The sequence below is a fragment of the Marinobacter sp. MBR-105 genome (genome assembly GCF_053628895.1).
Map to the genome: position 1 here is coordinate 231,836 of NZ_JBRJHG010000002.1, position 20,461 is coordinate 252,296.

A 20,461-nucleotide genomic window follows, 5' to 3' on the forward strand; every position below is an offset into this window, starting at 1 on the left:
CGTAAACTGACCGTCCTGGTGCTGGCCCTCACATTGGGGGCTGCACCTTTGGGCGCCCAGCAGGATGTGACCCCCGAACAGGTCGAGGCGCTGAAGGAGCGTATCGCCGACATCGACCGCTGGCTGGCCGATGCCGAAGAAGACCGGTCAACCCTTGAACAGCAACTGGCGGCCACCGAGCGCAAAATCAGCACCCTGACCCGGGAACGCCGTACCCTTCGGCAGCAGGCCCGGGAACAGCAGGAGCGCCTTGCCGAGCTTCGCGCCCAGGAAAGCGAGCTGGCCAATACCCTCGAACAGCAACGGGAAAACCTGAAACTACAGATCCGGGCAGCCTGGATGGAAGGCGACGCGCCGGCTCTGAAAGTATTGTTGAACGAGATTGAGCCCGGCGAAGTTGCCCGCACCCTCACCTACTACGAATACCTGAGCAAGAATACCGTCTCCCGCCTGGAAGCGTTCCAGCGCAGCCTTCAGGAACTGAAAGCCGCCCGCGCCGCCGTTCAGGCCACCCGCACCGAACTGGCCAAGACCGAAGCCGATCTGGAACAGCGCCAGCAGCAACTGACCCAGAGCCGGCAGGATCGGGCCAGAACACTGGCCGCCCTGAATGACGACATCCAGAACCGCCGTAGCGAGCGCCAATCCCTGGAAGCCGATCGCCAGCGCCTGGAGCAATTGCTGAAAGAGGTGCAGCAGGCCATTGCCAGCATTCCGGCCCCGAACGAATCCAGTCCGTTCAAATCCCGCCGCGACAAGCTGCCCTGGCCCGCAAAAGGGCGGATAGTCAGCAATTACGGCGCCATGTACGCAGATGGCAAACTACGCCGTAACGGCATTCTGATGAATACCGCCGAAGAGGCAGAGATCAAGGCCGTGCACTATGGCCGGGTGGTATTTGCCAACTGGCTGCGTGGATTCGGGCTGATCACCATCATTGATCACGGCGATGGCTACATGACCCTCTACGGCCACAGCAGCAGCTTGTTCACAACCCCCGGTGACTGGGTGCGCCCGGGCGAGACCATTGCCCTGGCCGGACGCACCGGCGGCACCGAAGACCCGGCCGTGTATTTCGAGGTACGTAGCAACGGCAAACCCGTGAACCCAAGGAGCTGGCTGGGCAAGCCATAACAGGGCTGACAAACGGCGTTGCGGGCGCCATACTGTCCGGGTCAGGAACCAGTCCAACTATTGGAAACAAAACAGGATATGTGAATGAAACGGGCCAGAAGTACACTCAAGACCTCGCCATTGCGCACCATGATTCTTGCCACCTGTTGTTTCACAGCCTCCGGACTGGCCCTGGCACAGGACCAGGACGCTCAGACCCAGCAGATTCTGGACTCCATTCAGAGTGGCGAGCGGGTTGAACTGAAACTTCCTGACCCGGAAGAACAACTGCCGCTGGAAGACCTGCGCAAGTTCACCGAAGTGTTCAGCCGCATCAAAGACGCCTACGTGGAAGATGTCTCCGACACCCAACTGCTCGAGAGCGCCATCAAGGGCATGCTGTCCGACCTGGACCCTCACTCTACCTATCTGGCCCCCAAAGATTACGAGGAACTGGAAGAAAGTACCTCCGGCGAATTTGGCGGGCTTGGCATTGAAGTGGGCATGGAGAACGGCTTTGTCAAAGTCATCTCCCCCATCGACGACACCCCGGCCCAGAAAGCGGGCGTTCAAGCTGGCGACCTGATCATCAAGCTGGACGAAAAGCCGGTGAAGGGAATGTCGCTGGAAGAAGCCGTCAACCTGATGCGCGGCAAGCCCGGCACGGTGCTTACTCTGACCATCATGCGCGAGGGCGAAAGTGCGCCTATCGAGATTGATGTCACCAGGGATGTGATCAAAGTCACCAGCGTTAAATCCCGGATGATCGATAACGGATACGGCTATGTCCGCATTACGCAATTCCAGGCCGAGACTGGCCGGCAGTTCCTGAAAGCCCTCAGCGATCTGGAAGACGAACACGGCAACGATCTGGACGGCCTGATCATTGACCTTCGCAACAACCCCGGCGGTGTGTTGCAAGCTGCCGTAGAGACCGCGGATGCCCTGTTGGACGAAGGCCTGATTGTTTACACCGAAGGCCGTATCCAGAGTTCACGCCTGCGCTTCAGTGCCAAGCCCGGCGACGTCATGGCTGGCACACCTATTGTCGTGCTAATCAACGGTGGCTCTGCTTCCGCGTCGGAAATCCTTGCCGGCGCGCTCCAGGACCATGAACGCGCCGTGGTGATGGGCACCCAGTCCTTCGGCAAGGGCAGTGTCCAGACGGTCATACCGCTGGACGAGACCCACGCCATCAAAATGACCACAGCCCGTTATTTCACGCCGGATGGTCGCTCCATCCAGGCCACCGGCATCAAGCCGGACATCGAGGTGCGCCCGGCAGAATTGAAAGAGCTCGACAGCAGGCCATTCTTCACCGAAGCCGACCTGAGCGGTCATCTTGAGGGGGAGAATGAGGAGGAAGCCCGTAAGGCCAGAGAACAGGCTGCGGAAGCACAGGCTTCTGCTGCCGACCGGGACTATCAGCTGCGGTCGGCCCTGAACCTGCTGAAAGGCTTGCACATCCTTAACCGGAAGAACGACAGCAAGCCGCAGGAAAACGCCCAGTGACTTTACGCTCTACCCTCACGCTGCTGGCCCTTCTGGCCATCAGCCCTGTCGCTGCGTTTGCGTCAGGGCCGGGTGAACCCCAGCAGCCCACCATTGCCATCATTATTGATGACATGGGCCACAATCGTTACGAGGGCGAGCGACTGGCAAAGCTTGACCAGCCCCTGACACTGGCCTTCCTGCCCTACCGGCGCCACACAGTTCCCCTGGCGAAGCTGGCCCACGCCCAATCCAAGGAAATCATGTTGCACGCCCCGATGGCCAACACCCGCAACTTCGGTCTCGGCCCGGGCGGACTGACACCGGATATGGACGAGCCGACCATCACCACCACCCTGCGCCGGGCACTGCAGTCCATTCCCTTTGTCAGCGGTGTGAACAATCACATGGGCAGCCTGCTTACTCAGCAACTGGAACCCATGGACTGGGTCATGAAAGAGCTGGACCGCTACCCGGTGTATTTCGTCGACAGCCGCACCATTGCCAATTCCATCGCCGGCAGTGTGGCCGATGCCTACAACATCCCGAGCCTGACGCGCGATGTGTTTCTCGATCACGAACAGACGGAAGAGTTTGTCGACAAACAGTTCAAACTGCTGATTCAGACCGCCAGGGAAAAAGGCACGGCCATTGGTATCGGACACCCCCACAAGGTCACCGTGGATTATCTGGAGAAGCACCTGCCGATGCTGGATGAACAGGGCATTGCCATCGCCACGGTCAGTGGTCTCTGGGCCATGCGCAACGGTAATCGGGAGATGTTTGCGGAAGGTGAGAAGCAGGCCATTCGGCCTGCCTATGCACGCAGCAATTAATCGCGGACTTCGATGCCCTGAGCCTTCATAAAGGCTTTGGCTTCAGGGATGGTGTGCTGACCGAAGTGGAAGATGGATGCCGCCAGCACCGCGTCTGCGCCACCCTGGGTAACGCCATCCGCCAGATGCTGTAGCTCACCGACACCACCTGAAGCAATCACCGGTACGACTACCGCATCGCTGATGGCACGGGTCAGGCCAAGATCAAAGCCGATCTTGGTGCCATCACGATCCATGCTGGTCAGCAGCAACTCCCCTGCCCCCAGCTCAACCATTTTCTTCGCCCACTCTACGGCATCCAGCCCGGTTGGCTTGCGACCACCGTGGGTAAAGATCTCCCAGCGCGGCTCCTCGCCTGCTGCGCTCACGCGCTTGGCATCGATGGCGACGACAATGCATTGCCGGCCAAAACGCTCCGCTGCCTCCCGCACAAACTCAGGATTGAAGACTGCGGCCGTATTGATGGAGACCTTGTCGGCTCCGGCATTGAGCAGTTTGCGGATATCATCGACGGTGCGCACGCCACCGCCCACGGTCAGCGGGATGAACACTTCCGCCGCCATGCGCTCTACCGTTTCGTAGGTGGTGTCGCGGCTTTCGCTGCTGGCCGTGATGTCCAGGAAAGTGATCTCGTCCGCGCCCTGCTCATTGTAGCGACGGGCCACTTCCACCGGGTCGCCGGCGTCGCGGATATCGACAAAATTCACGCCTTTAACCACACGGCCTTTGTCGACGTCCAGACAGGGGATGATGCGTTTTGCCAATGCCATTGTCAGTCCTCAGTTTTTCAGGCTGTCGCAATAGGCTTGCGCTTCCGCCACATCCAGAGTGCCTTCGTAGATGGCGCGGCCGGTGATAGCACCGATGACACCTGTGTCGGCAACGGTGGCCAGGCGCTTGAGGTCGTCCATGTTGGTAACGCCGCCAGACGCAATCACCGGGATGCCACCTTCCTCTGCCAGCTTGGCGGTGGCTTCGACGTTCACGCCCTGCATCATGCCGTCACGGGCGATGTCGGTGTAAACGATTGAGGATACGCCGTCGTTGGCGAAGCGCTTGGCAAGATCTACCGCCATGACTTCAGAGACTTCGGCCCAGCCGTCGGTGGCGACGCGACCGTCTTTCGCGTCCAGACCCACAATAATGTGGCCGGGGAATTCCTTGCACATTTCGGTGACAAACTCAGGCTCTTTAACCGCCTTGGTGCCGATGATGACCCACTGAACACCAGCCTTCAGATAGGCCTCAATGGTTTCCGCCGAGCGGATGCCACCACCAATCTGAATAGGCAGATTCGGGTACTTCACTGCAATTGCCTTTACGATTTCACCGTTTACCGGTTCGCCGGCGAAGGCGCCATTAAGGTCAACCAGGTGCAGGCGGCGGGCACCGGCGTCGACCCACTTGGTGGCCATGTCGACGGGGTCGTCACCGAATACGGTAGAGTCTTCCATGCGGCCCTGGCGCAGTCTTACGCATTTGCCGTCTTTCAGATCGATAGCGGGGATAATCAGCATGTTCCGGTCCAGTTCGTAAAGTTTTCCAGCAACTGCAGTCCCGCCCGGGCACTTTTCTCAGGGTGGAACTGCACTGCAAAGATGTTGTCTCTCGCCACCGCTGCCGCCAGGTCGACACCATAATGGGTGCGGCCAGCCATATCGGCGTTGCCTTCGGCTTCGGCGTAGTAGCTGTGCACAAAGTAGAAGCGATCACCGTCCGGAATGTTGTGCCAGAGCGGGTGGTCCAGCGTGTGGTACACCTGGTTCCAGCCCATGTGGGGCACTTTCAGGCGTTCGCCGTTTTCGGTGAGGTTGTCGCCGAAGTAACGAACTTCAGACGGGAACAGGCCGATACCTTCCACACCGCCGTTTTCTTCGCTGCGGGCCATCAGGGCCTGCATCCCAACGCAGATGCCGAGGAATGGGCGGTCCTGGGAGACTTCTTTGACGAGCTCAACCACGCCCAAACGGTGCATTTCGGCCATGCAGTCACGGATGGCGCCTACACCGGGCAGAATCACCCGGTCAGCTTCACGGATTTTGGCGGCATCGTCTGTAACCAGTACGGTGCAGTCCGGGGCCACGTGCTCCACGGCTTTGCGGGCGGAATGCAGGTTGCCCATGCCGTAGTCGATGATGGCGACGGTCTTCATGGTGGTTCTATTCCTATCGGTGACCGGTTACAGGGCGCCTTTGGTGGACGGGGTGATGCCCGCCATGCGCTCGTCCATTTCAATCGCCATGCGCAGTGCGCGACCGAAGGCTTTGAACACGGTTTCGATCTGGTGATGGGTGTTCTTGCCCTTCAGGTTGTCGATGTGCAGGGTCACCATGGAGTGATTCACAAAGCCCTGGAAGAACTCTGCGAACAGATCGACGTCAAACCCGCCCACGCTGGCGCGGGTGTAGGGTACGTCCATGAGCAAACCGGGGCGGCCGGACAGGTCGATGACCACGCGTGACAAAGCTTCATCCAGGGGCACATAAGAGTGGCCATAGCGGCGAATGCCTTTTTTGTCGCCCACAGCCTGCTTGAAGGCCTGGCCCAGAGTGATGCCGATGTCCTCCACGGTGTGGTGGTCATCGATGTGCAGGTCGCCCTTGCAGGTAATATCCAGATCCACCAGGCCGTGGCGGGCAATCTGGTCCATCATGTGTTCAAGGAAAGGCACACCAGTGTCGAAATTGGCTTTGCCGGTGCCATCGAGATTGATCTCGACGGTAATCTGGGTTTCGAGGGTATTGCGTTCTACCCGAGCCTTGCGTTCGGCCATGGAGACTCCGTTGAAAACTGGCTTGCTACCGTAAACTTTGTTTGCGGATTATACCTGTTAACTCAACTGGAGTCCCGCAACCGGATCAATCACCCTGATAGCTCAGAACGCTTTTTTCAGGTTGGCCATGTAGGTGTCCACGAGGCTGTTGAACTCGTGCTTGATCACCGGGCTGATGGCCAGCTTGAGCAGGCTCGGCAGGGGAACGGTCAGCTCTGCGCTGGTCTGGAATCTTACTGCGGTAGCGTTGTCGCCCTTGGCACTCAGGGTCCAGGAACCACTGACAACCCCGTTGCCCTCGCCTTTGATGGGCGACCAGGTGATCTTGCCGGCCTCTTTGTCAGCGTGGTAGGTGCAGGCGTAAACCGATTGAATAGCGTGTTTGTCGACGCCCACTTTTTCCATTTCCCAGCGGTAGGCGTTATCGCCCAGGTCCACCAGTTTATCGACTTTTGGGAAGTGGCTGGCAGATTTGGGAACGTCTGCCAACAGATCGAAGACTTCATCATAGCTCGCCGGAATTTCCAGATCCCGGTTCAGCTCAATCGATACGGTAATGGCCACAGCCGACTCCTTCTTATGTTTATTTGTGCCTCGGGGCTGGCTGCCCCGGCGGATAAGTTGGGGGTGTATTTTGACCCAAGACTACCGCATTGTCATATTCCTGCACTGTTAATTTGCTAACCCTGCGTTATCCTTTGCTTTATTCACGCAATAAAACGCCGGCTACCAGCCTGCCGACAGGAAAAGGAACCCAGCCATGAAAGCTATCCGCTATGCGATCTACGCCGTTATTGCGCTGCTGTTACTGGCAGTGGCCGCCGTCGCCATTGCGGTTGCGGTGATCAACCCCAACGATTACAAACCCCAGATTGAAGCGGCTGTTGAGAAGCAGACCAATCTGGACCTGATGCTGGAGGGCGACATTGGCTGGTCTTTCATCCCCCTGGGCCTGGAGCTGAATCAGGTTGAGGCCAACCTGGACGGCGAACGGTTTGTCGCACTGGAGCAACTGATTGCCCAGATTGATTTCTGGTCTCTGATTGCCATGTCTCCACAGGTAAACACCTTCCTGCTGAGTGGCCTGGATGCACACCTGGAAGTTAACGAGCAGGGCGAAGGCAACTGGACCCGGATAATGCGGGAGCAAACCGCCACCGCTGAGGCTGGCACCGCTGCTGCCGAACAACAACCCGCCCAGGAAACAGCCGAGCCTGAGACACAATCCGCCAGCGGTGAGGCTCTCAACTTTAATGTCGAGAACGTTGAAATCAGTAACGCCAGCGTTCACTACAACGATCTGAGCACCGGGCAGTCTGTTACGCTGGAAGACTTCACGGTGACCGCCAGTGATATCACCCTCGGTTCCGAATTCCCCCTGGATATCCGCTTCCGCGTTGAAACCAGCCAGCCGCAGTTTGCGGTAGACGGCAGCATCAAGGCCCGCATCCAGGCAAACCAGGCGCTCAACGAATTTGCGGTATCTGGCCTGAACGCGGTATTTGATATGTCGGGCGAGCCGTTTGGTGGCGAATCGGTGACCGCAGAACTGGCCGGTTCCCTGGCCGCCAACCTGGAAAACGAAACCGCGTCCCTGAGCGACTTCTCCGCCAGCCTGGCCAATCTTAGCCTCAATACCAACCTGAATGTAAAAGGCTTTGGCGACAAACCGGCTCTGGACGGTCGCATTGAGATTTCCGAGTTTTCCCTGAAGGAGCTTCTCAACAATCTGGGGCAACCCGCCATTGAAACCACGGACCCTGAGGTACTGAAAGCGATCGCGCTATCGACCAACCTGGGTGGCGAGCCCGGCGTTGTCGCGCTGTCTGACCTTGTCATTACCCTGGATGATACCCGCTTCAACGGTGGCGGCAGCTATAACCTCGCCATAGGTGGGCTGGTGTTCGACCTAGAGGGTGACAAGCTGAATGCTGATCGTTACCTGCCGCCCTCGGCCGAAGGCGATTCGCAAGGAGTAGGCAACGGGGACACACAGACCGACAGCAACACTCAAACAGCTGGGGCATCACAGCCTGAAACCGACCTGCTGCCACTGGAGACCCTGCGCACCCTGCTGCTGGACATTGATTTCGGCCTGGGCGAGCTGATTGTCAGCAACCTCACCATCAACGACATCGCCGCCAGCACCACCGCCAAAGATGGACTGCTGCAAGTAGACGAATTCAGCGGCAAGCTCTATTACGGCAGCTTTGGCGCCAACGCCACCATCGACGCCCGTACCGACAACCCGAAATGGCGAATCCGCTCGGACGTGACCAACGTACAGACCCTGCCGTTGTTAACCGATCTGGCCGAGGTAGACATGCTCTCTGGTGGTGCCAATCTGAAAGTGGCTGTCGATACCACTGGCAACCGGATTTCTGCCCTGCGTGAAAACGCCAACGGCGAGATCAGCTTTAACCTGGCCGAAGGCGAGTTCCGGCAGATGAACCTGACCCGTATGGCCTGCCAGGGTATCGCCCTTGCCAACCAGGAATCCCTGACGACCACCGACTGGGGCACGACTACCCCGTTCAACGACATGCGGGGCACACTGAAAATCGACGGCAACACCCTGAACAATACCGATCTGGTCGCGGCGCTTGCGGGCATGCGCCTGGAGGGGAACGGCACCGTTGATCTTGAGCAAACTGACCTGGACTACGAACTCGGCCTGCGCATTGTTGGTGAAATTCACCGGGACGAAGCCTGCCGCGTGACCGAGTATGTGGAAAACGTGGTCATTCCCGTGGAATGCCGCGGCAACTTCGCCGAAGACCCGGCCGGCTTGTGTTCATTTGACGGCTCCCGCTTCCGGGATACCCTGAAAGACATTGCGGCCAACGCTGCCAAGGCGAAAGCCCGCGAAGAAGTGGATCGCGCCAAAGAAAAAGCAGAAGAGAAGGTGCAGGAAAAACTGAAAGAGAAGCTGGGCGAGGATGCCGGCGAGAAGGTGAAGGACGCCCTGAAGGGACTGTTCAACTGATGCCGGACCGTTTTGCCGACAAACTGCTTCGCTGGTACGACCAACACGGCAGGCACGACCTGCCGTGGCATCACAACCGAAACGCTTACCGGGTGTGGGTGTCGGAGATCATGCTCCAACAGACCCAGGTAACTACCGTGATTCCCTACTTTGAAGCTTTCATGGCCCGATTTCCCGATGTGCACACCCTCGCCTCGGCGCTGGTCGATGATGTGCTCGGCCATTGGTCCGGCCTGGGCTATTACGCTCGGGCACGCAACCTGCACAAGGCCGCAAAACAGGTAGTGGATGAGTTCGGCGGCGAATTCCCGGCCGACCAGCAACAACTCGAAAGCCTCACAGGGATTGGCCGCTCTACCGCCGCCGCCATTGTCGCCCAGGCCTTTGAAAAACGCGCAACCATCCTGGATGGCAACGTGAAACGCGTGCTCGCTCGTTACCATGCCGTTCCCGGATGGCCGGGACAGACTGCCGTACTGAACCAGCTCTGGGCGCACGCGGAGAGCCACACGCCGGAAGCCCGGATCAAAGACTACACCCAAGCGATCATGGACCTGGGCGCCATGGTGTGTACCCGCAGCAAACCCGGGTGTGAAGCCTGCCCCCTGAACGATGGCTGCCAGGCCTACGCCCGTGACGAGATCCGCCTGTATCCCGGTTCAAAGCCCAAGAAGGAAAAACCGGAAAAAACCACCTGGATGCTGATCCTGGAAGATGCAAAGGGCCGAATTTTACTGGAACGCCGGCCACCCAGTGGTATCTGGGGCGGCCTGTGGAGCCTGCCCGAACTGGACCCGGCCTACGGCAAGGATGAACTGCAGGACGCCTGTGCCAGGGAGCTGGGGCTGAACTGCCACAGCCCGGAACCCATCAGCGGTTTTCGCCACACCTTCAGCCATTATCATCTGCACATACAACCGGTACGCCTGCCCTTGGCCGGCAACACCCAGGTTGGCGATTCCGACCGCTTGCGCTGGCTGCACCGGGATGAAGCCCTCAGCCTGGGACTGCCCGCCCCGATCCGAACCCTGCTGACGGAACCCGAGCAAGCCACCCTGCTGTAACCAAGCCAAGGTGCCGGATGGTCTGTTATCATGCCGGCATACTGACCTCAGCACAGGAGCCGACATGAGCCGCACTGTATTCTGCCGCAAGTACCAGAAAGAACTGGAAGGCCTGGCCATGCCCCCGATGCCCGGCCCCAAAGGCCAGGACATCTACGAGAACGTATCCAAACTGGCCTGGGAAGAATGGCAGAACCAGCAGACCATGCTGATCAACGAAAAACACCTGAACCTGATGGATGTGAACAACCGGAAATACCTGCAGGCGCAGATGGACCGGTTCTTCAACAACGAGCCGTTCGACCAGGCCGAAGGCTATGTACCGCCTGAAAAATAGGACGATTGATCAAGGCCTGAACAACCGGCAAAAACTTCCGAAAATTTTTGCCGGCCGGCCTTGACTCCCAAACCCTAAACCGGTTTAATAGCGCCCCGTTGCAGCACACAGCTCAACACGCCCGGATAGCTCAGTTGGTAGAGCAGGGGATTGAAAATCCCCGTGTCGGTGGTTCGATTCCGCCTCCGGGCACCATGAATTCAATGACTTAGCCCGCCTTGTGCGGGCTTTGTTGTTTCTGGACCACTCGCCACTCTCATACAGCATTGACCGTCTCTTGCACCGCACGTAGGAACTCCGCGCTGCACGTGTACAGTCCGTCAGCTAAAGGGCGCCTCGCAACAACACTGGAAACGGAATTCTTCATGCCATACTGGAAAATACTCGGCTTACTTTCCCTTCTGACCGCTCTCACCGCCTGTGATAACAATGCCCGAAGCGAACTTCTTTGCACGGCAGAGTATCAATACAACACGTCGGGCGCCGATGCTGCGATCGCCGTCGTGCGTCAGATCGGTGACGAGCACGACTACGTAGTAGGCAACAATGTGGCGCGGTTTCTAATTCTACGGGGTGCTGATACCGGCAACGTTGACGACTTTGACGAAGCCAATGCCGTGTTGAGTGCGATGAAACCAGCGTCAGCCGACGATCCAGAACTTATTATCTCCCGATATATTAGCGTCCTTCGATTTCTAGCAATTGCTAATGGTAGCGACCGCAACGGCGCCCGCCAGGAGTTGACTCAATACTGTCGCGAGTCGACCCAGCCAGAAGCTGAGTGCCTCAGAAATACCATGACCGAAATATTCGAGCACATCGCCCTTTCTGACGGAACGAAGAATAATTCGTACAAAGATCTCTCGAACCTTTTCAACGAAACCTACCGGTCTGAGTTCAATGACCCTAGTTTGGATGTGCTACGCGACTACTCTCGCTCTGTGGTCACCAGTTGCGGAACGAGTGAATAGCCTGCTCTTAGAAAATGTCTGAACCAATTCGCAAAATGTTCGGGACCGCTCCTGAAATAACTACAGGTCATCCAGCAGACGTTTGGTACCAGAGCCAACAAACTGTTGAGCCATCAGATAATCCGCCACAGCCCGGTAAGCCGGCAGTGAAGTCGGATCATTCGCCGCATTGCCGGCAACCGGGTTCGAGGCAAAGCGGACGATGACCATATCGGCAGCGGGATCAATCCAGATCGTTTGGCCATGTACACCGCGCGCGGCGAATGCCCCGTGGTCATCGTGGCTGATCCACCACATGCCACGATAGCTCCAGCCATCGAGAAGCTCATATCCGGCTTTAGCAAACACCGCCCTGTCGCCACCATTGCGAATACTGGCAACCGCCTGAGCGGGGATAATCTGCTCGCCGGCCCACTTACCCTCGTTCAGCACGAGTAAACCGATTCGCGCCATATCACGCAACGTGGCGTTGAATCCGCCGCCAGCAAATGGAGTACCTATGGAATCGACCGTATAGAAAGCTTCACGCTCTGCCCCGATCTTTGACCAGATACGCTCGGAAAAGTAGTCGGCAACCGAAACCCCGGTCGTTCTTGCGATCAGCCAGCCCACCACATCTGAATTAATGGTTTTGTAGCCGAACGCTTCACCGTGCTCTCCGTCTTTTCTGACCGTTTTCAGGTAATCGAAGTAGCTTCGAGGCCCTTCACGTTGTTCGCTCACCAGATACGGACTCCCGGCCCTGGCATAGGTCCAGACTTCGGCATCAGGATCAGAATAGTCTTCCGAGTAGTCCAGCGCGGTGGTCATATCTAGAGCCTGGCGAACCGTTGCATCACCGAATGCACTGCGTCCCAGTTCGGGAATGATGTCTCCCACCAAAGCGGTTTCATCCAGCTTGCCTTCGGCCACCAGCACCTCGCCGAGAAGCCCCGTCAGGCTCTTGGTGACGGACATTGCGCCGTGCAGAGTGCGCTCATCAAGGCAGCCATCGTAACGCTCATAAACCACCCTGCCCTGGTGCAGAACCAGGATGCCGTCGGTGTAATTCGCGTCAAAGGCATCGCGCCAGGTCATTGAGGCCTTACCTCCCAGGGGCAAGAATTCGACCCCCTCTATGCCGGCATCCATGTCTACAGAAAGCTCACTAACACCTTCACTGCCATTACGAACCACCGTCGTTGGCATCAGCTCCCGAAAATGACAGACCGTCCAGCGCAGCTTGGGGAAGGCAAAATAGTCCGGATCCGTGAAGCGAATCGTTTTGTCGGGCGCCGGAGGAAAACCCTGCATCAGTCCGAGAGCGTCTGGAGTGGAGTCCGGCGCAGACAGCGGTGTCGCTTCCTGGGCCACAGCAGTCCCGCCAAGCACCAGAGACAGCGCAAAGCCGAGATGTACAGCTGAGTTCATTGTCTTTTCCTTATTCAAAGCAGCCACTCAATTGGCAGTATCGACAACAGGAAAATCCCCGTGCGTTGCAAAAACCCTGTATTGGGTTCCTGCTCATGGCGGATGACATCGCCATCAACGTGCTCTATCCAATAAAGCTCACCGTTCTCGGTTAGTCGAACTTCGTAAGCCCGCAACGGGATGCTTTCTTCAAAGGCCTCGTGGATCTTTTCTGAAAGCGCCGGGCTCTCAATCACAAAGCCCAGCTCGGTGTTCAGGTTGATCGAGCGGGGATCGAAATTGAAGGAGCCAACGAACAGTCTCTCGCCGTCAACGGCAAAGGTCTTTGCATGCAGGCTGGAGCCCGAACTACCGAAGGGCCCGGCACTCTGGTTCCGTTCAACATCAGGCGAGAGCCGCCGCATTTCATACAGATGGATACCGGCCTCAAGCAGAGCCTTGCGACGTTTGGCATAACCCGCATGAACAGCGGCTACGTCGGTGGCATCAAGAGAATTGGTCAGTATGCTTACCTCAATACCTTTGTTCGCCAAAGCCGCAAACGCATCAACACCGGCCCGGGTTGGCACGAAGTACGGGGAAATCAATGCGACCCGGGATTCGGGTTCTCCAAGAATCTCGCCAAGCTTATACGCCAGCAGATCTTCCCTTTCAGATTTCCCAAGCCCTTTGGCGGGGCTATCACTGACCATTCGAGTTCTGGCCCAGTCGAACTCCAGTACCCCAGACAACAACTGACGCACAAAATCAGATTCGGAAACTGCCTTCACATAGTCTGTCGCCGCCTGGTCGTTCTCAAGCTTCAGCGCACGACGCTCCAGCTCGCGCAAATCCGCATCGGAAGCGGCGGGCAACAGCTGTTCAACGGGATACGCGGAGGCACTGGCCCAATAGCGATCAAAATCACTCGATACCTCAGGCACTACCGGGCCGATGGCCAGCACGTCCAGATCCGCAAAAAGAACGCCGGCGGTGGCACCAAAATACTCATCGCCGATATTCCGGCCACCGACAATGGTGGCCTGGTTATCCGCCGTGAATGACTTGTTGTGCATGCGCCGGTTAGCCCGCGAGAAGTCCGTCAGGTACCCCAACCATTTGGGATTACGGATCACAAACGGGTTAAAGAGTCGTACTTCAATGGAAGGATGACTTGCCAAGGCAGCGAGTTCGGCGTCTAACCCGGAGGTGCCGTTATCATCCAGCAGCAACCGGACCCGCACTCCCCGCTCAGCCGCCGTATGCAGTTCTTCCAACAGCAGTGTTCCGGTTATATCGCCATGCCAGATGTAATACTGAACGTCCAGCGTTCGATCGGCGGCGCGCGCCAGCAGCACGCGGGCGGCGAAGGCATCCCGAGGGTTTGCCAAGTTATGGATGCCACTATTACCAGGATAGCTCTCCAGCTGCGGCGCAATGGCCTGCCCTAGCCGGGTATCGGCGGCATCATCCAGGTTCAGGGCGCTGGACTCCGATCGGTCAGCAATTGGCAATGCACAGGCCGACAACAAGACCGATAAAAAGAAGACCATCAGCAACGTTAACGTCCGTTGCTTTTGATTCGCGAAACCAAAATCCGGAATAAGTTGTCTCAACCTGCCTGCCCCAATAGCGCCCCAACTCGCATGAAAACAGATTTGCCCGGGTAATGACCATAGGCGTTGATATCCAATGGTCAGACTACCATGTCGCTGGCGTCCGCCCTCTGCCAAATTAACAATCGGGCGATTATTCAGCCGGTCCCGGCGAAAACACCATCCTTAGCAATTCTCACAATTAAATTTACAAATATTTTTCAAACTCAACTAAAAATTCAGATAAAAATGCCGTATACCGTTTCAACAGGCCATTAAATGACTCGCAGGGAGGCGGTTACCAAAGGAAAAATCGATGCGTGCTTTTTGGGGAAACCTTGCGGTGGGAAAGAAGCTGGCTTCCAGCTTTGCGATTCTGGTGCTGCTCATCCTGATCGTCGCGGTCGTCAGCATCACCTCACTCAATGACTACAACCATCGCGTATCGATACTAAAACAGGCCAACCAAGCTGAAATCTCGTTGCTGGAGGCTGAGCGGGAGGAGAAGAACTTTCGGATACACGAAACCCCCGAATCCATTGATCGAGCCGCCGACTACCTGGTGCAAACCAAAGCCGCTCTGGCCACATTGATGACACTGATCCAAAACGAAAGCGACCGGCAACTGGTCGAACAGATACGCGCCGATATCGAAGATTATCAGTCTCTCCTGAGCACCTATACGGCAAGCCTATCCGCAGGCACTGCTGATACGTCGTCTATCGAAGAACAACTATTCAAAGCCGCTCACAACGCCATTGACAAGACCGAGGAACTGAAAGAGCGCGAGCGGATTCTGATGGAAGAGCGATATGACCTGACGGTTATCGAAATCATCGCTATAACCGCACTGGCCATGTTTGTGGCGGCGATCGTGGCATGGACCCTCACTCGCTCAATAACACGCCCGATTAATGAAACCCTGAGTATTGCCAACAAGGTTGCATCGGGCGACCTCACCGTGGATAGCCGAAGTAGTCGCGGTGACGAGTTTGGCCAGCTGTTGGCAGCGTTTGGCATCATGGTCACCAACCTCCGGGGACTGATTCAGGAAATCAATCAGGGTGCGGCCAGCATCGCTTCGGCGTCAGAGGAACTCTCTGCGGTCACCCACCAGACAAATATGGGAGTCGCCGAGCAGAAGTCGCAAACAGATCAGGTCGCCACAGCGCTGAATCAGATGGTCGCGACGGTCACTGAAGTTGCTCGAAGTGCCGAAGCCGCCTTTCAGTCCGCAAATCACTGCAGCGACAGGACAGAAAGTGGAACAGCGGCTACCAACGAGACCCTCAGCTTCGTATCCGAGCTGAACTCGCAAAGCACCTCGGTCATGCAGCAACTCAATACCTTGAAAGCCGAAACCGACAATATCGGCACGGTGCTGGACGTTATCAAAGCAGTTGCTGAGCAGACCAACCTTCTGGCGCTGAATGCTGCGATCGAGGCTGCCCGGGCCGGAGACCAGGGGCGCGGCTTTGCCGTAGTGGCGGATGAAGTAAGATCGCTTGCCAAGCGAACCCAAACGTCTGCAGTGGAAATCGAGTCCTTGATCGGCAACCTTCTCGCCAGCGCCGAAGCGGCCGTATCAGACATGGGGCGCGGGCACCAATTAGCCAAGCAAACACTGGAACGGGCAGAACTGGGAGGCACAGCCATTCAGGCCATTGCGGAAGCTGTTGAAGAGATTCGCCGTTACAACAGCCAGATCGCTACCGCCGCTGATCAACAGATTTCGGTTGCCGAAGACATGAACAAGAATATGACTCAGATCCGGGATATTGGAGACCAGTCTGCGGCCTCCACGGAGCAGGTATCGGCGGCCAGCGAGGAGCTGGCAAGACTAGCCGAAGGGCTTCACACGCAAATCGCGCAATTCCGGTACTGATCAACCCAGCGGGCCTTCCGATCATGAACGACAACAACTTGAAGCGGGCAGCGAGGTTCGAGGTATCGATTAGGAGCTCGCTGACGCCAGAGACTGTTAGCCGACCCGGGCCTGCAGAGGGGACATCTTCCGCTCCACCTCCCCACGTTCCTCCTGGGCTCTTTTCAAGCGGGAATAGTTGGTTGGGGTCGGTTCCCGGTCATAGCGTGTCTGCGCCTGATGCGCCAGATCGCACTTCTCCAGCCACTGCTCAATCAGCTCTACTGTGCTCATGGTTCACCTCCGTTGTCATTAGGTATGCGTTCACCATAAACGACCGACGGAGGTAGAATCCCGAAAGCTTTATGCTTGAATTGTGGCAAATAATGATCGGAAATCAGAGCGCCCGGTGAGTTAGCGCATGGCCTTCATTCCCTTAGCCCACTTGGCCAGCTCCGACAGCATGGTCGAGGCCGACCCGGTATGATGCTCGGTCGCCTGGAACTTGCGATTCTCATCCAGAAGTTCCCAGGGCATCTGCACCATTACACCTTCCACCATCGGCATCATTTTAACGGTGGTCACCAGTTGTTTTGCCATCTGGGCAGACCGTAGCCCGCCAGAGACGCCGCCATAGCTGACAAAAGCACACGGCTTGTAATTCCACTCGTTGTAGACGTAATTGATCGCGTTCATGAAGGAAGGCGGCGGGCAGAAATTGTACTCCGGAAGCACGAACACGTAGGCATCCGCGCCGGACACACTCTCCGACCAGTTTTTCGTGTGCTCGTACTGATACTGCTGCTGACGCGGGTGATTGGGCTCGTCATAAACCGGCAGGTTGAAATCCGCCAGGTCCACCAGCTCACTGTTAAAGCCGCCCTGTTCGTTGGCAAAACCGTTGAACCACTCAGCGATGGCTGGGCCGACACGGCCGGGGCGAGTACTGCAGATGATTGTCTGTAAATTGAGAGACATGGCAGGTTTCCTTTTGCTGATGAGACAGATCCGTCAACGCAAACCGTACTGCAAAACCGGTTCACGCCGTTATATATCTTTGATCAGTCTAGCCTCAGCGCCAGGCGATAGATAACACAAGCTTCTGCAGGAATTGTTCAGTTTTACTGACGATCCCGGAGCACCTTCCAGTCCAGAACATTTCCCTCGGAATCAAACTGAACATAGCCGGAATAGCCGTCGGATTCATGCCAGGTTTTGACGTAACCAACCACCTGGCCATCTTCGGCAATCATTTCGAAGGAGGTGTTCTTCTCATGGGTCGTGCTGTGATCATCACTGTCAGGAGCGACTTCTTGAAGTTTCAGGTCCGGGTTTCCGGGAAGTGCGATATCGAGCGTGTGTGGGTTCATGGCAAAACCTCTTCAGGTACTCAGGCAAGGGACCGGTTTCGATACGTCACGGCCAGTGTAGGCAGGATTTGTGTCGCTGCGTTGACACACCTCAAGACCTTTATCGTGTTCAGCAGACTGTCACAATCCATTTCTTTGAACCCTGGACCGGCTGGCTGCTAAGTTAGTTCCGAAAAAGGAACCGGAGGCCACCCCAATGGACTACATCAGCCCAATCAGCAGCGCCGTAATGGCGGTTGTCTGGATTGTCTATTTCCAGCTGTTTTTCCTGCAATACAAACGAAATAACCGCCCCTATCTGGTCATCCACCATGCCCAGAACGAGAACCCGGATGCACTGTGTTTGCTGGTGAATATGGGGCAGGAAACGGTTCACGTGCAGTGTGTACAGGTTGTGCTGCATACCCGGGCCGGAGACGAGAAAACCCTGACCGTTACCGAATACGAGCGCGTCGCACCGGATGACTCCAACGTACAGGATGCTCTCAGGCAAGGCCCGGTGCCGTCAGGTGGCTACCTGGTTCTGGGCTCGTTCCGGAATGTGATTCTCGGCAAGAACAGCGAGGACGAAGACAGCGACTATCTTTTCGAGGACATTACAGGATTTGAACTTCGGGCAGCCGTGATTCACGGCCCCAGCACCTACCCCGTAGGTGTGCGCCGGAGCTTCACTTTGCGCCACGATGGCAGACCCAAAATATTCCCGCACAACATTCACAGCGAGCAGCTAAACCGGCGCAGAGACCGCAACGAGGTACGCCGCTGGCTTGAGGAAGAGCTTCAGCCCAAATGCAGAGGTCGTTCGGAATCGGACAGCTCCGACCAGTCCGCCAGCGAATAGAACGGGGAAGATGAGTCCCCGTCCGAGTTAGCGGTCTCCCGAGGTCAAACGAGACAGGAAAGCGTCCAGGTCTCTTACCTCTTCAAGGCACAGGCTATGTTCCATTCCATAGCTTTGATACTCCGGCTCGTACCCGAGATCCTGAAGTTTCCGAAGTGCCGCATGGCCAAGTGTTTCGGCCACGATAGGGTCGAAGCGACCATGGCCGATAAATACCGGCAACTTGCGGTTGGCTTCGCTCAGCTCAATGGTATCAACCGTGGCAAAGTAAGTAGACAGCGCAAACAGGCCACCAAGACGTTCCGGATAGCTGAGAGCCAGTTCATAGGCCACCGCACCGCCCTGGGAGAATCCACCCAGGATAATGTTTTCACTGGCAACGCCCCGCTCCTGCTCGGCCCGGATCAGCTCTGCCACCATGGCTGCGGACGCGCGAAGCTGTTCGGCATCAACCTTACGATCGACGTCCATGGCAAGAATGTCGTACCAGGCAGGCATCACCATTCCGCCATTGATGGTAACTGGCAGCTCCGGTGCATGGGGAAAAATGAAACGGACGGGCTGCTCCCGCGAGAACCGGAACTCCGGAACCACCGGCTCGAAGTCGTGACCGCTGGCGCCAAGACCATGCAACCAGATAACGCTGGTTTGCGGGTTGTCGCCGGTGTCGATTTGCAGTGTTTCAAGGGGTGTCATCAAGGCTCCACTCGTGTCGAATAAGTGCCCAGACTCTACCACTTTTCAGGCTATCGAGACCAAAGATCCGTTTTGATACCCGACCACAGTTTGCGGAATTCTCCTGCCGCCAGTGAACCCGGGGCCAGCACTTCAAGTGGCTGCCCTTCTTCCCCCATACGCTCAACCGCACTTGCATAGGGGATGGCGGCAAGCGCAGGCAAGCCAAGCTTCTCTGCGTCCCGCGCCAACACATCCCGATGCAGATTCTTGCGCCTATCCACCATTGAAAAGAACGGACGCAACTTCTTAACACCGAGTTTTTTATCCTTCACAAACTCTTTCAACTGATCCCAGCTGTTCAGGGACAACCAGGTGGGTACCACCGGTACATACACCTTGTCAGCCACATCCAGCACCTGCTCGGTAAGCCGGGATAACGTGGGCGGGCAATCCAGAATTACCAGACTGGTGTCTTCCGACAAAGGTGCCAACAGGTCTTTCAACGCGTTGCCATCGTGCTCCTGTTCGAGCTTGATGTCGAAATTTCGAAAGCTGGAATGGGCGGGGATAAAATCCAGGTTGGGATAAACGTCTTCGTGAATAAAGCGGGCAATAGGCGATTTCCCCTCCAGCAGTTTGGAGAGTTTCCGGCCCTTCACGGGCTCTGCTCCGGCAAGGTAGAAACTGGAGGCCCCCTGTGGGTCCAGATCCCAGAGCAAGGTCCTCAGATTGTCCCGGCTGGCCAGGTAAGCGGTGTTGACCGCAGCGGCGGTCTTTCCAACCCCGCCCTTGGGGCTGTAGAAGGCGATGATTCTCATCCTGTGCGGCTCCTGCCGTGTTCCATGTCAGTAAACACTACAGGATAACAGCGACCCAGGGGCTATTCATGAAGCTTTTATGACAACCAGCAAGCGACGACTGGCACTAACTGTCCGGGATAGGAGGGTATGAAAGGCTTTCGTAAAACCACTTTCAAGCGGCTTTGCGAAAGCCCTCCGACCGAACCGTCTTGTCCCGGCTGCGCTTGTATTTGGTTTTGTCCTCAACCACACGCATCTGGTATTTTGGCGTTCTCAATTCACGTTGCACAGCACTATGCTGCGTGGCTTTCGTCCGTTTTCTGGCCATGTCACAGTCTCCTCTTCTGGCCGGT

At 56.9% G+C, this 20,461-nt stretch carries 22 protein-coding genes and 1 tRNA gene; 10 read left to right on the plus strand and 13 right to left on the minus strand.

The features are described 5' to 3' along the window. Nucleotides 1-33: 33 nt before the first annotated feature. The 3 genes from ACSSVV_RS04060 (at nucleotide 34) to ACSSVV_RS04070 (ending at nucleotide 3,440) form a co-directional block, all read left to right on the plus strand. On the plus strand, nucleotides 34-1,134 hold the full coding sequence (locus ACSSVV_RS04060; protein ID WP_081698891.1) for a murein hydrolase activator EnvC family protein: 1,101 nt from the start codon (nucleotides 34-36) through the stop codon (nucleotides 1,132-1,134). An 84-nt stretch (nucleotides 1,135-1,218) separates the two neighbouring features. After that, on the plus strand, nucleotides 1,219-2,625 hold the full coding sequence (locus ACSSVV_RS04065) for a S41 family peptidase (protein ID WP_022990799.1): 1,407 nt from the start codon (nucleotides 1,219-1,221) through the stop codon (nucleotides 2,623-2,625). After that, nucleotides 2,622-3,440, plus strand: a complete 819-nt coding sequence (locus ACSSVV_RS04070; RefSeq protein WP_022990798.1) for a divergent polysaccharide deacetylase family protein — start codon at nucleotides 2,622-2,624, stop codon at nucleotides 3,438-3,440. Before ACSSVV_RS04065 ends, ACSSVV_RS04070 begins: the two co-directional genes overlap by 4 nt. On the opposite strand, the gene hisF is transcribed toward ACSSVV_RS04070, so the two are convergent. From hisF to ACSSVV_RS04095, 5 genes are all read right to left on the minus strand, one after another. Further along, nucleotides 3,437-4,210, minus strand: a complete 774-nt coding sequence (gene hisF / locus ACSSVV_RS04075) for an imidazole glycerol phosphate synthase subunit HisF (protein ID WP_011786612.1) — start codon at nucleotides 4,208-4,210, stop codon at nucleotides 3,437-3,439. The two genes, ACSSVV_RS04070 and hisF, sit on opposite strands and share 4 nt — an antisense overlap. A 9-nt stretch (nucleotides 4,211-4,219) precedes the next feature. Then, nucleotides 4,220-4,957, minus strand: a complete 738-nt coding sequence (hisA, locus tag ACSSVV_RS04080; protein ID WP_011786613.1) for a 1-(5-phosphoribosyl)-5-[(5-phosphoribosylamino)methylideneamino]imidazole-4-carboxamide isomerase — start codon at nucleotides 4,955-4,957, stop codon at nucleotides 4,220-4,222. Then, the gene (hisH, locus tag ACSSVV_RS04085; protein WP_022990797.1) at nucleotides 4,951-5,592 is read right to left on the minus strand and encodes an imidazole glycerol phosphate synthase subunit HisH; all 642 of its coding nucleotides are present in this window, start codon (nucleotides 5,590-5,592) and stop codon (nucleotides 4,951-4,953) included. The genes hisA and hisH overlap by 7 nt, the downstream gene beginning before the upstream one ends. Before the next feature lie 27 nt (nucleotides 5,593-5,619). Then, nucleotides 5,620-6,213, minus strand: coding sequence for an imidazoleglycerol-phosphate dehydratase HisB (gene hisB, locus ACSSVV_RS04090; RefSeq protein ID WP_022990796.1), 594 nt, complete (start codon nucleotides 6,211-6,213; stop codon nucleotides 5,620-5,622). A gap of 102 nt (nucleotides 6,214-6,315) precedes the next feature. Beyond that, nucleotides 6,316-6,777, minus strand: a complete 462-nt coding sequence (locus ACSSVV_RS04095; RefSeq protein ID WP_022990795.1) for an SRPBCC family protein — start codon at nucleotides 6,775-6,777, stop codon at nucleotides 6,316-6,318. Between the two features lie 196 nt (nucleotides 6,778-6,973). Between ACSSVV_RS04095 and ACSSVV_RS04100 the strand changes: the two genes are divergently transcribed. From ACSSVV_RS04100 to ACSSVV_RS04120, 5 genes are all read left to right on the plus strand, one after another. Beyond that, the gene (locus tag ACSSVV_RS04100) at nucleotides 6,974-9,199 is read left to right on the plus strand and encodes an AsmA family protein (RefSeq protein ID WP_454105607.1); all 2,226 of its coding nucleotides are present in this window, start codon (nucleotides 6,974-6,976) and stop codon (nucleotides 9,197-9,199) included. Then, nucleotides 9,199-10,263: an A/G-specific adenine glycosylase gene (gene mutY, locus ACSSVV_RS04105; protein WP_454105608.1), complete on the plus strand. Its 1,065-nt coding sequence runs from the start codon at nucleotides 9,199-9,201 to the stop codon at nucleotides 10,261-10,263. Before ACSSVV_RS04100 ends, mutY begins: the two co-directional genes overlap by 1 nt. A 64-nt stretch (nucleotides 10,264-10,327) precedes the next feature. After that, nucleotides 10,328-10,600, plus strand: coding sequence for an oxidative damage protection protein (locus ACSSVV_RS04110; protein WP_014422534.1), 273 nt, complete (start codon nucleotides 10,328-10,330; stop codon nucleotides 10,598-10,600). A 119-nt stretch (nucleotides 10,601-10,719) separates the two neighbouring features. Beyond that, nucleotides 10,720-10,795, plus strand: a tRNA-Phe gene (locus ACSSVV_RS04115). Between the two features lie 170 nt (nucleotides 10,796-10,965). After that, nucleotides 10,966-11,571, plus strand: coding sequence for a hypothetical protein (locus ACSSVV_RS04120; RefSeq protein WP_454105609.1), 606 nt, complete (start codon nucleotides 10,966-10,968; stop codon nucleotides 11,569-11,571). Nucleotides 11,572-11,631: 60 nt separating this feature from the next. Here ACSSVV_RS04120 and ACSSVV_RS04125 read toward each other — a convergent pair whose 3' ends face one another. Together ACSSVV_RS04125 and ACSSVV_RS04130 are read right to left on the minus strand one after the other, a co-directional pair. Continuing rightward, the gene (locus ACSSVV_RS04125) at nucleotides 11,632-12,981 is read right to left on the minus strand and encodes a serine hydrolase domain-containing protein (protein WP_454105610.1); all 1,350 of its coding nucleotides are present in this window, start codon (nucleotides 12,979-12,981) and stop codon (nucleotides 11,632-11,634) included. 14 nt (nucleotides 12,982-12,995) lie between these two features. Further along, nucleotides 12,996-14,513, minus strand: coding sequence for a phospholipase D family protein (locus ACSSVV_RS04130; protein WP_454105611.1), 1,518 nt, complete (start codon nucleotides 14,511-14,513; stop codon nucleotides 12,996-12,998). A 358-nt stretch (nucleotides 14,514-14,871) separates the two neighbouring features. On the opposite strand from ACSSVV_RS04130, the gene ACSSVV_RS04135 reads away from it, so the two are divergent. Further along, a complete protein-coding gene (locus tag ACSSVV_RS04135; protein ID WP_454105612.1) occupies nucleotides 14,872-16,440 on the plus strand; it encodes a methyl-accepting chemotaxis protein in 1,569 nt (522 codons plus the stop codon). 96 nt (nucleotides 16,441-16,536) lie between these two features. Here ACSSVV_RS04135 and ACSSVV_RS04140 read toward each other — a convergent pair whose 3' ends face one another. The 3 genes from ACSSVV_RS04140 to ACSSVV_RS04150 form a co-directional block, all read right to left on the minus strand. Continuing rightward, on the minus strand, nucleotides 16,537-16,713 hold the full coding sequence (locus tag ACSSVV_RS04140) for a hypothetical protein (protein WP_153740605.1): 177 nt from the start codon (nucleotides 16,711-16,713) through the stop codon (nucleotides 16,537-16,539). Nucleotides 16,714-16,833: 120 nt separating this feature from the next. Next, the gene (locus ACSSVV_RS04145) at nucleotides 16,834-17,397 is read right to left on the minus strand and encodes an NADPH-dependent FMN reductase (protein ID WP_454105613.1); all 564 of its coding nucleotides are present in this window, start codon (nucleotides 17,395-17,397) and stop codon (nucleotides 16,834-16,836) included. A 143-nt stretch (nucleotides 17,398-17,540) separates the two neighbouring features. Further along, entirely contained in the window at nucleotides 17,541-17,789 is a 249-nt protein-coding gene (locus ACSSVV_RS04150; RefSeq protein WP_454105614.1) for a hypothetical protein, read from the minus strand. A gap of 196 nt (nucleotides 17,790-17,985) precedes the next feature. On the opposite strand from ACSSVV_RS04150, the gene ACSSVV_RS04155 reads away from it, so the two are divergent. Next, nucleotides 17,986-18,630 (plus strand): hypothetical protein, encoded by a 645-nt coding sequence (locus tag ACSSVV_RS04155; protein ID WP_454105616.1) that lies wholly within the window; start codon nucleotides 17,986-17,988, stop codon nucleotides 18,628-18,630. Nucleotides 18,631-18,657: 27 nt separating this feature from the next. Here the strand turns inward: ACSSVV_RS04155 and ACSSVV_RS04160 are convergent, their stop codons facing one another. The 3 genes from ACSSVV_RS04160 to ACSSVV_RS04170 form a co-directional block, all read right to left on the minus strand. Next, on the minus strand, nucleotides 18,658-19,326 hold the full coding sequence (locus tag ACSSVV_RS04160) for an alpha/beta hydrolase (protein WP_454105617.1): 669 nt from the start codon (nucleotides 19,324-19,326) through the stop codon (nucleotides 18,658-18,660). A 50-nt stretch (nucleotides 19,327-19,376) separates the two neighbouring features. Beyond that, complete coding sequence (locus ACSSVV_RS04165) at nucleotides 19,377-20,126, minus strand: ParA family protein (protein WP_023010658.1); 750 nt, start codon at nucleotides 20,124-20,126, stop codon at nucleotides 19,377-19,379. A 154-nt stretch (nucleotides 20,127-20,280) separates the two neighbouring features. Next, nucleotides 20,281-20,436 carry a hypothetical protein gene (locus tag ACSSVV_RS04170; RefSeq protein ID WP_454105618.1) on the minus strand — a complete coding sequence of 52 codons (156 nt, stop codon included), beginning with the start codon at nucleotides 20,434-20,436 and terminating at the stop codon, nucleotides 20,281-20,283. Between the last annotated feature and the right edge of the window lie 25 nt (nucleotides 20,437-20,461).

Coding starts and splice junctions, on each gene's coding strand:
- ACSSVV_RS04170 (WP_454105618.1), bottom strand. CDS start 20,436: ATGGCCAGAAAACGGACGAAAGCCACGCAGCATAGTGCTGTGCAACGT.
- hisB (WP_022990796.1), bottom strand. CDS start 6,213: ATGGCCGAACGCAAGGCTCGGGTAGAACGCAATACCCTCGAAACCCAG.
- ACSSVV_RS04155 (WP_454105616.1), top strand. CDS start 17,986: ATGGACTACATCAGCCCAATCAGCAGCGCCGTAATGGCGGTTGTCTGG.
- hisF (WP_011786612.1), bottom strand. CDS start 4,210: ATGGCATTGGCAAAACGCATCATCCCCTGTCTGGACGTCGACAAAGGC.
- ACSSVV_RS04150 (WP_454105614.1), bottom strand. CDS start 17,789: ATGAACCCACACACGCTCGATATCGCACTTCCCGGAAACCCGGACCTG.
- ACSSVV_RS04160 (WP_454105617.1), bottom strand. CDS start 19,326: ATGACACCCCTTGAAACACTGCAAATCGACACCGGCGACAACCCGCAA.
- ACSSVV_RS04165 (WP_023010658.1), bottom strand. CDS start 20,126: ATGAGAATCATCGCCTTCTACAGCCCCAAGGGCGGGGTTGGAAAGACC.
- ACSSVV_RS04145 (WP_454105613.1), bottom strand. CDS start 17,397: ATGTCTCTCAATTTACAGACAATCATCTGCAGTACTCGCCCCGGCCGT.
- ACSSVV_RS04140 (WP_153740605.1), bottom strand. CDS start 16,713: ATGAGCACAGTAGAGCTGATTGAGCAGTGGCTGGAGAAGTGCGATCTG.
- hisH (WP_022990797.1), bottom strand. CDS start 5,592: ATGAAGACCGTCGCCATCATCGACTACGGCATGGGCAACCTGCATTCC.
- ACSSVV_RS04110 (WP_014422534.1), top strand. CDS start 10,328: ATGAGCCGCACTGTATTCTGCCGCAAGTACCAGAAAGAACTGGAAGGC.
- mutY (WP_454105608.1), top strand. CDS start 9,199: ATGCCGGACCGTTTTGCCGACAAACTGCTTCGCTGGTACGACCAACAC.
- ACSSVV_RS04135 (WP_454105612.1), top strand. CDS start 14,872: ATGCGTGCTTTTTGGGGAAACCTTGCGGTGGGAAAGAAGCTGGCTTCC.
- ACSSVV_RS04130 (WP_454105611.1), bottom strand. CDS start 14,513: ATGGTCTTCTTTTTATCGGTCTTGTTGTCGGCCTGTGCATTGCCAATT.
- ACSSVV_RS04120 (WP_454105609.1), top strand. CDS start 10,966: ATGCCATACTGGAAAATACTCGGCTTACTTTCCCTTCTGACCGCTCTC.
- ACSSVV_RS04125 (WP_454105610.1), bottom strand. CDS start 12,981: ATGAACTCAGCTGTACATCTCGGCTTTGCGCTGTCTCTGGTGCTTGGC.
- hisA (WP_011786613.1), bottom strand. CDS start 4,957: ATGCTGATTATCCCCGCTATCGATCTGAAAGACGGCAAATGCGTAAGA.
- ACSSVV_RS04100 (WP_454105607.1), top strand. CDS start 6,974: ATGAAAGCTATCCGCTATGCGATCTACGCCGTTATTGCGCTGCTGTTA.
- ACSSVV_RS04065 (WP_022990799.1), top strand. CDS start 1,219: ATGAAACGGGCCAGAAGTACACTCAAGACCTCGCCATTGCGCACCATG.